Source organism: Microbacterium sp. AC132 (assembly GCF_979258525.1).
The window spans coordinates 72,632-85,223 of the sequence record NZ_OZ409862.1; the positions used below are offsets into that span (position 1 = coordinate 72,632).

The window sequence follows — 12,592 nt, forward strand, 5'->3', positions numbered from 1 at the left end:
CGCAACGCCGCCCTCCGCCCTCACCACGCTCACGCCCCCGTGTCAACGCCCGTGCCAAGTCAGGTCTCCTGCGGGACAGTGGCTGCATGACAGAGATCACTGGACCGGAAGCACTGGCACGCGTCACCGAACTCGTCGAGGACATCGACTTCACGATGCTGACGACCACCGACGACGACGGCAACCTCGTGAGCAGGCCGATGTCGACCCGGCAGATGGACGACGCCGGCGACATCTGGTTCTTTACCGCCGAAGACACCGAGAAGGTCGAGGAGGCGCGCGCCCATCGACAGGTCGGCCTCTCGTACTGCGACGCGAAGGGCATGCGATACGTGTCGGTGGCCGGCAACGCGTCCGTGGTGCACGACCGTGCGAAGATGGAAGAGCTCTATTCGCCCTCGCTCGACATCTGGTTCGAGGACGGGCTGGACACTCCCGGCATCGCACTTCTCAAGGTGACGCCGACGGTGACCGAGTTCTGGGAGCCCTCCAAGGGCAAGATCGCGATGGCGGCCGGCGCGCTCAAGGCCCTCGTGACCAAGGACACGCCCGATGACGACATCATGAACCACGGCCGGATCGTCTGCTGACGTCCGCTCCGAACGACAGAATGCCGCGCACCCGGTGAGGTGCGCGGCATTTCTCTGTCGTCGAGGTCAGCGCTGGGTCAGCTGATCGACGGCGTCGGCGACGGACACCGCGCTGCGATCCCCCGTGCGCCGGTCCCACAGCTCGACCTGACCGTCCGCGGCCCCTCGGCCGACGATCACGATCTGCGGAACGCCGACGAGCTCGGCGTCTCCGAACTTGACTCCGGGCGAGACCTTCGGGCGGTCGTCGTAGAGCACGTCGAGACCGGCGGACTCGAGCTGAGCGGAGAGCTCAGCTGCCACGTCGAAGGCCATCTGGTCACGACCGGCAGCCACGACCTGCACATCGAAGGGCGCGACCGAAGCTGGCCAGATGAGACCCTTCTCGTCGTTGTTCAACTCGGCGATGATCGCCAGGATGCGCGTCACGCCGATGCCGTACGACCCCATCGTGACCGTGACGAGCTTGCCGTTCTCGTTGAGCACCTTGAGTCCGAGCGCGTCCGCGTACTTGCGACCCAGCTGGAACACGTGACCGATCTCCATTCCGCGCGCGAGCTCGACCGGACCGGAGCCGTCAGGAGCCGGATCGCCCGCGCGGACGTCGGCGATCTCGACGATGCCGTCGGCGAAGAAGTCACGTCCGGCGACAACCGAATGCGCGTGCTTCTCGTCGAGGTTCGCACCGGTGATCCAGCTCGTGCCCTCGCTCACACGGGGGTCGACCAGGTAGCGGATGCCGGTAGCCGATTCCTCGCCGAGCACAGCTCCCGTGGGCGACCAGGGGCCGATGTAGCCCTTGACGAGCAGCGGATTCTTCTCGAAGTCGTCTGCCGTGGCGGTCTCGACCTCGGCGGGCGCGAACGCGACCTCGGCCCGCTTCTCGTCGACCTCGCGGTCGCCGGGGATGCCGACGACGACGAGTTCACGGGTGCCGTCGAGGTGCGTGAGCGCGAGCACGACGTTCTTGAGCGTGTCCGCAGCCGTGTAGTCGCCGTCGAGGTGCACGTTCGAGTGCGCGACGAGAGTCTCGATCGTGGGCGTGTTCGGCGAGTCGAAGATCACCGGTGCCGCATCCGCGTCGAACGGGATGGCGTCGGGAACGGCGGTCGTGAATGCCTCCACATTGGCGGCGTATCCGCCGGCGCTGCGGACGAACGTGTCCTCGCCGACGGGAGTCGGGTGCAGGAATTCCTCGCTCCGCGAACCGCCCATCGCTCCGGCATCCGCCTGGACGATGACGTACTCGAGACCCAGGCGCTGGAAGATGCGCTCGTAGGCATCGCGCTGAGCCTGGTAGCTGAGATCGAGACCCTCATCGGAGGAATCGAACGAATAGGCGTCCTTCATCGTGAACTCGCGTCCGCGAAGCAGTCCTGCCCGCGGACGCGCCTCATCGCGGTACTTGTCCTGGATCTGGTAGAGCGTGAGGGGAAGATCCTTGTACGACGAGTACAGGTCCTTCACGAGCAGCGTGAAGGCCTCTTCGTGCGTCGGGGCGAGCAGGTAGTCGCCGCCCTTGCGGTCCTGGAGACGGAACAGCAGGTCGCCGTACTCGTCCCAGCGTCCGGTCGCCTCATACGACTCGCGGGGCATGAGAGCCGGGAAGTGCACCTCCTGTGCGCCTGCCGCGGCCATCTCCTCGCGGACGACGGTCTCGATCTTGGCCTTCACGCGGAGACCCAGCGGGAGCCACGCGAAGATACCGGCAGCCTGCGGCCGGATGTACCCGGCGCGGATCAGCAGCTTGTGGCTCGCGACCTCTGCGCCTGCAGGGTCTTCACGGAGCGTGCGGAGGAAGAATTTCGAAAGACGAGTGACCACCGGGCAAGTCTACTGACCGGTGGTCGCTCGTTTTCGCGATGCGTCAGTTGAGCGCGGGCAGGCCGTTCGGGATCACGCCGCCCGCGTAGAGGCTTGCCGCAAGATCCTGGACCGCGGTCAGGGCGACCCGCTGAGGGAGCGGGCCGTAGGAGATGCGGGCCACACCGAGCTTCTCGTACTCCGAGGCGGCGAGGGTGCCGGGAAGCCCGATGACGCTGAGCTTGCCCTCGCCGAGCCCCTCCACGAGCTGACGCGTGATGTTGGCGTCGAGCATGCCCGGAACGAAGACAGCCGTGGCGCCGGCGTCGAGGAACGCCCGGCCGCGCTGGATCGCATCGGCGATGCTCTCGGCGACAGGACGGTGGCCGGCGCGCACGAAAGCGTCGGTACGAGCGTTCAGAGCGAACGGAACCCCCTCGGCCTCGGCGGCCTTGACGATGGCCTCGACGGCCGCGACCGACTCGTCGAACGGCTTCAGGCGGTCTTCGACGTTGGCACCCACCACGCCGGCGCCGATCGCGAGTCGCGTGGTCTCTCCTGCGTCGCCGTATCCGTCGTCGAGGTCGGCGGTCACCGGAACGGAGACGGATGCGGCGATGCGGCCGACCATGTCGATCATGATGTCGCGGGTGATGGTGCCGTCCTCGAAGCCGAACGAGGCGGCGATGCCGTGTCCGGCCGTCGCGATCGCCTTCGTCTCGGGAAGCTTCGCGACGGCGCGGGCGGACACGACGTCCCACACGTTCACGACGCGGAGGATCTCCGGAGCTTCGTAGAGTCCGATCAGGGTCTGGGCTTTCGCAGCAGTGGTCATGTCCCCAACGCTAACGCCCAGTATTCCGGTCAGGGCCGGACGGACACGCGAATCTCAGGTTCCGGGTGGTGCGCATCGCTGCGGCTGACGGCTCGGCCACTCGGCTCCCGCGGTGCTGTCCCGACGGCACCGGCTCGCGAAAGCGAAGGATCTAGTGTGGGGTCATGCCTCAGCGCCGATCCCACGTTGCTCCGTCAGCCGCGCAGACCGAGCTCGCCGTCGCGCTCGCCACCCTTCGGGAATCTCTGGGCGCCCCCACGGACTTCCCTGCGGCGGTCCTGGCGGAGGCTGCAGCCTCGGATGCTGCCACCCCAGAGCTCGATCTGCGCGACATCCCGTTCGCCACCCTGGATCCGCTCGGGTCGCGCGACCTCGACCAGGCCTTCCACCTCGAGCGCCGGGGATCCGGCTACACCGTCCGCTACGCGATCGCCGATGTACCCGCTTTCGTGCGACCGGGCGGCGCTGTCGACGCGGAAGCCCGCCGGCGAGGTCAGACCCTGTATGCAGCGGACGGCACGATCCCGTTGCATCCGAAGGTGTTGAGCGAGGATCGTGCGTCGCTGCTGGCCGACGTGGATCGCCCCGCGCTCGTCTGGACCTTCGCGTTGGATTCCGCGGGAGTCGTCGAGGAGTTCCGGCTCGAGCGAGCGCTGATCCGCTCGCGCGCCCAGCTCGACTACGCCAGCACGCAGGCGGCACTCGATCAGGGCGAGGCGGGTCCCGCCGAGCTTCTGCCGGAGATCGGCGCGCTCCGCATCGCGCAGGAGAAGCTGCGGGGCGGTGCGAGCCTGAACCTGCCGGACGAAGAGGTCGTGCGGGGCGTCGACGGAACCTTCGCCATCGAACGCCGGCATCCGCTTCCTGTCGAGGAATGGAATGCTCAGCTGTCGCTCATGACGGGCATGGCAGCCGCGTCGCTCATGATCGACGCAGGCATCGGGATCCTGCGGACGATGCCCCAGCCCGACGAGAAGTCGTTCGAGGCGTTCCGCCACCAGACCGAGGCCCTCGGCCGGCCGTGGACGACCGGCAGGTATGGTGACTACCTCCGCGAGCTGGACCGCGAAGACCCCATGACCCTCCCGATCCTCGAAGCTGCGGCGTCCCTGTTCCGCGGAGCGGGGTATGTGACCTTCGACGGCCCGGTACCGCCCGACACGGAACAGGCGGCGATCGCCGCCCCCTACGCTCATGCCACCGCACCATTGCGGCGTCTCGTCGACCGCTGGTCGCTCACTGTCTGCCTCGCCGCATCCGAGGGTCGCGAGGTTCCGGGCTGGGTGCGCGAGTCCCTCGCCGAGCTTCCTGCACTGATGCAGGAGTCCGGCCAGCGTGCCTCCCGGCTCGATTCCGCGACGATCAACTGCGTCGAGGCTGCGCTGATGACACCGCTGGTCGGCGCATCCGTCGACGCGACCGTCATCGAGATGCGCGGTGAGCGCGCGACCGTCCAGATCGCCGATCCCGCCGTGACGGCCTCCGCCCTTGTGCCGCCCGACACCGTCCCCGGCGCGACCGTGCGCCTCCGTGTCGAGCGGGTGGACATCACCCGAGGTGAGATCGAGTTCGCCGTCTGACTCACCGGGAACGCACGCGGAGGGACGTTACGCTGGCGGCGTGGACCACCTCGCCATCGCTGAACGATTCGTCGACGCTCACTATCCCGGGGCAGACGTCGCGGTAGTGGCGGGGAGCACCGCGCGCGGAGAGCGGACACCGTCGAGCGACATCGATCTGCTGCTTCTCGGCGACCGCCTCTTCGCGGTCGAGGAGCAGACGAGCGAGGCCTCGACGCACGAGTTCGAGGGCGAGATCTTCGAGGTCTTCGCATACACCCCGGCGGGATTCGACGAGTGGGCCGACCGCGGCGTCGCACAGCATCGACCGGTGACGGTGCACATGCTCGTCGAAGGCATCGCGATCCGAGACGACGGTCGCCTCTCCGCGCTGCGCGCTCGATGGCGGAGCGTGCTCGACGACGGCCCCTCCCTGAGCGCGAAGGAGTCCGCCTTTCGCCGATACGTCATCACCGATGTGCTCGACGATCTCAGGGATGCGACGGATGCGCTGGAGCAGCAGGTCGAGGCCGCCATCCTGTTCGAGAGGATGGCGGAGCTCATGCTGTTGAGCGAAGGACGCTGGACGGCGACGGGCAAGTGGCTTCCGCGACGGCTTCGGAGCCTCAGTCGCGAGCGTGCCGACCTCCTGAGCACCCCTCTGCTCGCGCGCGACTACGCCGCCTTCGCCGCCCGGGTCGAGGACGAGCTCATCCGCGCGGGCGGCCGGGTGCAGAGCGGCTTCGTGCGCTGAGCGGGCTCAGGATGCAGGCACGGCCCGCGTCGTCATGACCAGCAGCTGCGGATCGGTCAGGTCGAGTGTCACTGAGATCGAGACGAACTCGGCGAGGGACGCCACGTGCGTGCCGCCGCAGAGGATCTCGGCCGTGCCCTCCGGCAGGTCGCAGTGCCAAGTACGGCGGTCCACGATCGTCGGGCCTTCGGTCACCACCCTGCTCGATGCGCCGGAGGCCACCCATTCGGCCAGCTGAGCGTTGATCGCCGCCTCGCGCTCAGCGAGCGTCGTCGCGAAGGTCTCCGTGTCGAAGCCTGCCCGGCGCAGGCTCTTTCCCAGTCGGTATTCGTCCACAGCACCGTCGACGTGGATGCGGCTGGACTGATTGGCCTTCCCCTCGAAGTTCGGGTTGCCCAGAGCATCCTCGCCCGGGTCCTTCCGCCAGAGGTCGGCGAGAGCCAGGTCGAGCGCCAACGACGCGAGGTGGCAGGCCGTATGTCCGCGGCTGAGACCAGCCCGCCGGGACGAATCGACCGACAGCTCGACACGTGCGCCCTCGACCAGCCAGGACGGGGCCTCCCCCTCCAGCGGATGACCGACGAGCCATGTCCATCCCTCGGCGCCGCGCTTCACCGGGATGTCGGATGCTACGGCGAACTCGCCCTCGTCGGAGACCGCTGCCATCACAGCCTCGGAGACGCGGACACTCGAACCGTCCTGCGCGATCTCGCCGCCGTCTCCCGGCTGATCGGGCCAGGTGTGGTCGACGGGGTGGAAGGGCGTCGCGTCGACGACGACGACGACACCTGCGGGAGTCGACTCGACCCGTGCGACGGTGCTCGAACCCGAGACGTCGCCACCGGCGAAGGACACGACAGTTGACGAGGACATGGAGCTCCTTGAGGTGTGCTGGATGGTCGCCGTCCCCGCCGACAGGACCCGCTTTCGAGTCCGAGCGAGGGAACGCTCCGCGGTCAGACCGTGACGACCTGCGCGGTGCCGAGAGGCGCTTCCGGCCCCATGTCGGCCGCGATGCGGTTCGCCTCTTCGATGAGCGTCGCGACGATGTCGGCCTCCGGCACGGTCTTGATGACCTCGCCCTTGACGAAGATCTGTCCCTTGCCGTTGCCCGAGGCGACCCCGAGGTCAGCCTCCCGCGCCTCGCCGGGACCGTTCACGACGCATCCCATGACGGCGACGCGCAGCGGCACCGTCATGTCTTTGAGACCCTCGGTCACGTTCTCGGCGAGCGTGTACACGTCGACCTGCGCGCGCCCGCACGAGGGGCACGAGACGATCTCGAGCTTGCGCTCTCGCAGGTTCAGCGACTGCAGGATCTGGTGACCGACCTTGACCTCTTCGGCGGGCGGTGCGGACAGGGAGACGCGGATGGTGTCTCCGATGCCCTCACCGAGCAGGATGCCGAACGCCGTGGCGCTCTTGATCGTGCCCTGGAACGCCGGACCGGCCTCAGTCACACCGAGGTGCAGCGGCCAGTCGCCCCGCTCGGCGAGCAGGCGGTAGGCCTTCACCATGACGATCGGGTCGTTGTGCTTGACCGAGATCTTGAAATCGTGGAAGTCGTGCTCCTCGAACAGCGACGCCTCCCAGACGGCACTCTCGACGAGGGCCTCAGCCGTCGCCTTGCCGTACTTGGTGAGGATGCGCCGGTCGAGCGACCCGGCATTGACACCGATCCGCAGAGAGACACCCGCGGCCTTGGCCGCCTCCGCGATCTTGCCGACGTTGCCGTCGAACTCCCGGATGTTCCCGGGGTTCACACGCACGGCGCCGCATCCCGCATCGATGGCGGTGTAGATGTAGCGCGGCTGGAAGTGGATGTCGGCGATCACCGGGATCTGGCTCTTCATGGCGATGATCTTCAACGCGTCGGCGTCGTCCTGATGAGGGACGGCGACACGGACGATCTCGCATCCGGACGCGGTCAGCTCGGCGATCTGCTGGAGCGTCGCGTTGATGTCCGTCGTCTTCGTCGTCGTCATGGACTGCACGGTGACGGGAGCGTCACCACCCACGAGCACCTTGCCCACCTTGATCTGGCGAGACTTGCGGCGCGGGGCGAGGACTTCGGGGATCTTCGGCATCCCAAGATTCACTGCTGGCACAACCCCCAGCCTACGCCGCCTGGATGCAGACAGGCTGGATGTCGCCCGGCTCGGATGCGCGTCATACGACCGGGAACGCGGCGTTCGGTGTGATAGTTTTCAGCCCATGCTCGCGAACTTCACCTGGTGGCCCGCCTCTTAGGCGGTGTGTTCGCGTTCCCACGAATCCAGACCGCCTCCGGGGCGGTCTTTTCGTTGAGCCGAGCCGGAGCCACGCACAGGAGACACCGATGACCCTCTCACGTCTTGCCGAGCTCACCGCAGATCCCACGGCCTCGTTCGTGCTGATCGCCCGCGACGGCGCCGACACCGTCGAGCTGCTCACAGGCGAGGTCGTCGACGTCGACCTGCTCGCCGACATCCCGCTCACGATCGAGGGCACCCTTCGCGAGATCTTCGCCATGGTGCCGTACCGCCAGGTGCGCGAGCGCGGGTTCGTCGCCCAGGACGACGGCGCGCCGCTGCGATGCATCGTGGTCGACGAGCATCTGCATCTCCCGGCTTCCGAACTGGTCGCCGAACTTCCTTCCGCCCCTGTCCCCCTTCGTGACGGCGGCTTCGACATCGCCGACGACGACTACGCCCGGATCGTCGAGACCGTGATCGCCGACGAGATCGGACGGGGCGAGGGCGCGAACTTCGTGATCCGCCGCGACTTCACCGCCGAGATCGACGTCGACGACCGTACCGCGGCCCTCACCTGGTTCCGCGCCCTGCTCACGCACGAACGCGGCGCCTACTGGACCTTCGCGGTCGTCACGCCCGGACACATCGCCGTCGGCGCGAGCCCCGAGGCGCATGTCGTCGCGCGGGGCGGCGTCGTCACCATGAACCCGATCTCGGGCACCTTCCGCCACCCGGCCGGCGGAGCGACTCGGGACACCCTGGTGGACTTCCTCTCGTCGACCAAGGAGACCGAGGAGCTCTTCATGGTCGTGGACGAGGAGCTCAAGATGATGAGCGCCGTCTGCTCCGACGGTGGGCGCATCACCGGGCCGCATCTGAAGGAGATGTCCCGCCTCACGCACACGGAGTACATGCTCCGCGGGCGCAGCACGCTCGACCCGCGGGACATCCTGCGCGAGACGATGTTCGCGCCGACGGTGACGGGCTCGCCGATGCAGAACGCATGCGCGGTGATCCGCCGGCACGAGAAGAAGCCCCGCGGATACTACTCGGGCGTCGCCGCACTGTTCACTCCGAACGTCGACGGCGGTCACGACCTCGACGCCCCGATCCTCATCCGAACCGTGTACCTGCAGAACGGATCGCTCAGCGTCCCGGTGGGTGCGACCCTGGTTCGGCACTCGGATCCCCACGGCGAGGTGTCGGAGACGCATGGCAAGGCCGCTGGGGTGCTCGGCGCGATCGGAGCGATCGACCGAGACCGCGTCGCCGAAGCCCGCGACGACGCGGACGCCCCGGGTCGGCCGCAGACGCTTGCCGACGACCCCGCGGTCTCGGAGCTCCTCTCGTCCCGCAATGCGCGGCTCGCGGACTTCTGGTTGAATCCGCAGGGCGATGACCTGAGCGGTCCTTTCGCCGGGCGATCGGCGATCGTCGTCGATGCAGAGGATCGTTTCACCACGATGCTGGCGCATCAGCTGCGCCACCTGGGACTCGACGTCGCCATCCGCGCCTGGAGCGAGGCCGACGACGCGGAGCTCGATGCAGCCGACCTCGTTGTCGCGGGTCCGGGCCCCGGCGATCCCCGTGACGTCGAGAGCGACCGCATCACTCGACTGCGTGAGGTCGTGTCCCGACGTGTCGACGCCGAGGCGCCACTGCTCGCGGTGTGCCTGAGCCACCAGATCCTCAGTGATCGCTTCGGCATCGAACTGACACCCCTCGCGGCGCCGCACCAGGGGCTGCAGAAGGCGGTGCCCGTGTTCGGCGAGAACGCCTCGATCGGCTTCTACAACACCTTCACCGCCAGGGTTGCTCCGGGCACGACGTCGATCGGCTCGGTCGAGGTGTCGGCAGACCCGGAGTCGGGCGACGTCTATGCGCTTCGGGGCGACCGCTTCGCGTCGGTGCAGGGGCACCTGGAATCGATCCTGTCCCGCGACGGCATCCGCACTCTCGAGCGCCTGGTCACGCACGCGCTCAGCTGATCCTCGACCGGGCGCAGTCCGGTGGATCGGCCGCACCGGCCGCTCAACCTCCGAAGAGCTTCACGGGGTTGAACACGTCGGCGAGGAGCAGCACGGCGCCCATCGCGATGAGAAGCGTGGCGACGACGACCGTGAGCGGCACGAGCCTGGTCGCGTCGACGGGCGCGGGCGGCGGACGACGGAACAGCTTCGCCCAGGCGCGCCTGATGCCGTCCCACAGGGCGACCACGACATGACCGCCGTCGAGCGGCAGGAGCGGAATCAGGTTGAACACGAACAGGGCCACGTTCAGGGAGCCGAGAAGTCCGAGAAGCACGGAGAACCGATTGAGGACCGGCGCATCGGTCGCCGCGACCTCACCGGCGATGCGTCCGACCCCGACGACGCTCAGGGGTCCATTCGGGTCCCGCTCCGAACCAGTGACCAGTGAGACGCCCACATCCCAGATCCGAACGGGAAGGGTGACGATCATCGACCCCACGCGGGCGACGGTGTCCGCGGCCATCTGGGGGCCGGCGGAGAGCGGCTGCGGCACGAAGCCCATCTGAGCGGCCATACCCACGTAGCCGACCTCTCGCACGACGGGTTGCCCGTCGTCGTCGAGGACGGGCTGCCCACTCGCATCCGTGATGGTGCGCTCAGCTTCGATAGGCGTGATGCTGAGCGTTTCCTCGGCACCGTCCCGCAGCACCACCATCTCCAGGGTCTCGCCCGGCGCCGCCTGCACGATGGCCGTCGCCTGAGCGAACGTCGACACCGGCTGCCCGTCCACGGACACGAGGACGTCGCCCGGCAGGATCCCGGCTTCTGCCGCGGGCGTGGCCGGATCGTCCGGCGTGCATTCGGTCGCCGATGAGCCGGCGGGGAGCACGCACTCGTTCACCGAAGCGATCGTCGTGGTTCCCTGCTGGACCCCGATCCCGGAGACGAGGACGGTGAAGATCACGACCGCGAGGATCAGATTCATCAGCGGACCGCCGAGCATCACGATGACCCGCTTCCACACGGGAAGCCGGTAGAAGACGCGGTCCTCCGCGCCCTCGGCGATCGTCTCGTCATTCGCCGTCCGTGCGTCCTGGACGAGAGCGCTGAACACGCCTTTCGCGGGCCCCGATGCGGCGGAAGCCGGGTACATCCCCGACATCGAGATGAACCCACCGAGCGGCAGCAGCTTGAACCCGTACTCGGTCTCGCCGATTCGCTTGGACCAGATCCTCGGACCGAAGCCGATCATGTACTGGCCGACGCGCACGCCGAACAGCTTGGCCGGCAGGAGATGTCCGACCTCGTGCAGACCGATCGACAGACCGAGGCCGATCAGCATGAACACGATGCCGGCCAGATAGAGCAGTGCTTCCACTCCCCCAAGCTAGTGCTCGACGCCTAGGAATACGCCCCGAGAGCTGCACGGGGCGACCGCGTCGCACGGTTAGGCTTGTCCCGTGACCTCCCGCCAGCTGCGACTTCTGCGCGCAGCGACGGCATCCGGTGCTGCGACTCTCGTCGCCGCCGCATCGCACACCACCGCTGGCGGGGCCGCGCCGCATCCGCTCCTCGTGGTCGCCGTGGCGATCCTCCTGGTCCCGCTCGCCGCGCTGCTCATCGGCGTAGGGATGTCTCGCGCGCGGATCGCTCTGACGGTGCTGATCAGCCAGGGGCTCTTCCACCTGGTGTTCCAGCTGCTCGGCACGCCGACCGGAACGGCGGCACCGGCGGGACATCAGCACCACCTCGATCTCGCAGCTCTGGGCCCGGTGGTCGCGACGACCGCCCCCGACTCCCTCATGCTCATCGGCCACGGCGTCGCGGCGATCCTCACCACTGCGCTGCTGTGCCACGGCGAATCGTCGGTGCGGGCCATCGCCGGATGGGTGCGGGCTCGCCTTCGTCACGCGGTCGCCGTGTTCCGGCCTCTGTCCGAGCCCCCCGCGCTCCCCGTACTCTCGATCCGGCTGCCGGATCAGGACCTTCTCGCTGCGTCGGTCTCCCGCCGCGGGCCTCCTGCACTCGACTGATCTCGCATCGCCTCCCCGAGGCGTTTCCCCTTCCCGCGGACGACGCGCACACCGACGCGCCCGCAGATCAGCACACAGGAGTACCACCATGCGTTCCACCAACACCAGCACCACCCGTCGCAACGTCACCGCAGGCCTCATCGGGGGTGCGATCCTCGCACTCGCCATCCCGGCCATGGCCAGCGCACACGTCAGCGTCAGCCCCGACGAGCTGAGCGCAGGAGACCACGGCGTTCTGACCTTCTCGTTCGCGCACGGCTGCGAGAACTCTCCGACCACCTCGCTGAAGGTCACGATGCCGGAGGGGCTCGCGTCGGTCGCGCCCACCATGGACAGCGACTGGACGATCGACATCGAGAAGGGCGACGACGGACTCGTCAGCGCCGTGACGTACACCGCCGTCACACCGGTGCCCAACGACCTGCGCGGAGCGGTCAGCATGGCGGTCGGCCTCGACGAGAACACACCCGCTTCTCTCGCTTTCCCCGTGATCCAGACCTGCGTCGAAGGCAGCACCGAATGGACACAGCTCGCGGAGGACGGCGAGGACCCGCACAGCCTCGACGCGCCCGCTCCCGTGGTCGAGGTGACCGCGGCCGCTGCCGGCGGGCACGGCGAGCATGACTCTGCCGAAGATGCCGGAGATGCAGACTCCGCCGGTGCGGACGCGGCCGACGATGCGGGATCCGCGAATGCGGTCGGCACGGCGCTGGGCGCAGGCGGCCTCGTCGCCGGCATCGCCGCGCTCGTGGTCTCGGTACTGGCGTACCGCCGCGCGGCGTGACGCGCCGGCACGTCTCCCCGATCGCATGCG

The 12,592-nt window shown here is 68.3% G+C and carries 11 protein-coding genes; 6 read left to right on the forward strand and 5 right to left on the reverse strand.

What is annotated here, in order from left to right; all coding sequences use genetic code 11:
• Positions 1 to 86 precede the first annotated feature (86 nt).
• Positions 87 to 590 carry a pyridoxamine 5'-phosphate oxidase family protein gene (locus tag ACZZZQ_RS00360; RefSeq protein ID WP_053095784.1) on the forward strand — a complete coding sequence of 168 codons (504 nt, stop codon included), beginning with the start codon at positions 87 to 89 and terminating at the stop codon, positions 588 to 590.
• A gap of 66 nt (positions 591 to 656) precedes the next feature.
• On the opposite strand, the gene ACZZZQ_RS00365 is transcribed toward ACZZZQ_RS00360, so the two are convergent.
• The gene (locus ACZZZQ_RS00365) at positions 657 to 2,414 is read right to left on the reverse strand and encodes a proline--tRNA ligase (protein ID WP_463506652.1); all 1,758 of its coding nucleotides are present in this window, start codon (positions 2,412 to 2,414) and stop codon (positions 657 to 659) included.
• 43 nt (positions 2,415 to 2,457) lie between these two features.
• Positions 2,458 to 3,228 carry an isocitrate lyase/PEP mutase family protein gene (locus ACZZZQ_RS00370; protein WP_053095782.1) on the reverse strand — a complete coding sequence of 257 codons (771 nt, stop codon included), beginning with the start codon at positions 3,226 to 3,228 and terminating at the stop codon, positions 2,458 to 2,460.
• A 164-nt stretch (positions 3,229 to 3,392) separates the two neighbouring features.
• Between ACZZZQ_RS00370 and ACZZZQ_RS00375 the strand changes: the two genes are divergently transcribed.
• Both ACZZZQ_RS00375 and ACZZZQ_RS00380 read left to right on the forward strand, forming a co-directional pair.
• Positions 3,393 to 4,808, forward strand: coding sequence for an RNB domain-containing ribonuclease (locus ACZZZQ_RS00375; RefSeq protein ID WP_463506653.1), 1,416 nt, complete (start codon positions 3,393 to 3,395; stop codon positions 4,806 to 4,808).
• Between the two features lie 40 nt (positions 4,809 to 4,848).
• Positions 4,849 to 5,541, forward strand: coding sequence for a nucleotidyltransferase domain-containing protein (locus ACZZZQ_RS00380; protein WP_056278433.1), 693 nt, complete (start codon positions 4,849 to 4,851; stop codon positions 5,539 to 5,541).
• A 6-nt stretch (positions 5,542 to 5,547) separates the two neighbouring features.
• Here the strand turns inward: ACZZZQ_RS00380 and ACZZZQ_RS00385 are convergent, their stop codons facing one another.
• Complete coding sequence (locus tag ACZZZQ_RS00385) at positions 5,548 to 6,414, reverse strand: alanyl-tRNA editing protein (RefSeq protein ID WP_187249499.1); 867 nt, start codon at positions 6,412 to 6,414, stop codon at positions 5,548 to 5,550.
• An 83-nt stretch (positions 6,415 to 6,497) separates the two neighbouring features.
• The gene (gene ispG / locus ACZZZQ_RS00390; RefSeq protein WP_187249498.1) at positions 6,498 to 7,649 is read right to left on the reverse strand and encodes a flavodoxin-dependent (E)-4-hydroxy-3-methylbut-2-enyl-diphosphate synthase; all 1,152 of its coding nucleotides are present in this window, start codon (positions 7,647 to 7,649) and stop codon (positions 6,498 to 6,500) included.
• Between the two features lie 230 nt (positions 7,650 to 7,879).
• On the opposite strand from ispG, the gene ACZZZQ_RS00395 reads away from it, so the two are divergent.
• A complete protein-coding gene (locus ACZZZQ_RS00395) occupies positions 7,880 to 9,763 on the forward strand; it encodes a chorismate-binding protein (protein WP_463506654.1) in 1,884 nt (627 codons plus the stop codon).
• 43 nt (positions 9,764 to 9,806) lie between these two features.
• Here ACZZZQ_RS00395 and ACZZZQ_RS00400 read toward each other — a convergent pair whose 3' ends face one another.
• Entirely contained in the window at positions 9,807 to 11,123 is a 1,317-nt protein-coding gene (locus ACZZZQ_RS00400; RefSeq protein ID WP_150115054.1) for a M50 family metallopeptidase, read from the reverse strand.
• A gap of 82 nt (positions 11,124 to 11,205) precedes the next feature.
• On the opposite strand from ACZZZQ_RS00400, the gene ACZZZQ_RS00405 reads away from it, so the two are divergent.
• The gene (locus ACZZZQ_RS00405; protein WP_463506655.1) at positions 11,206 to 11,778 is read left to right on the forward strand and encodes a hypothetical protein; all 573 of its coding nucleotides are present in this window, start codon (positions 11,206 to 11,208) and stop codon (positions 11,776 to 11,778) included.
• Positions 11,779 to 11,866: 88 nt separating this feature from the next.
• Positions 11,867 to 12,562, forward strand: a complete 696-nt coding sequence (locus tag ACZZZQ_RS00410) for a YcnI family copper-binding membrane protein (protein WP_463506656.1) — start codon at positions 11,867 to 11,869, stop codon at positions 12,560 to 12,562.
• Positions 12,563 to 12,592: the final 30 nt, after the last annotated feature.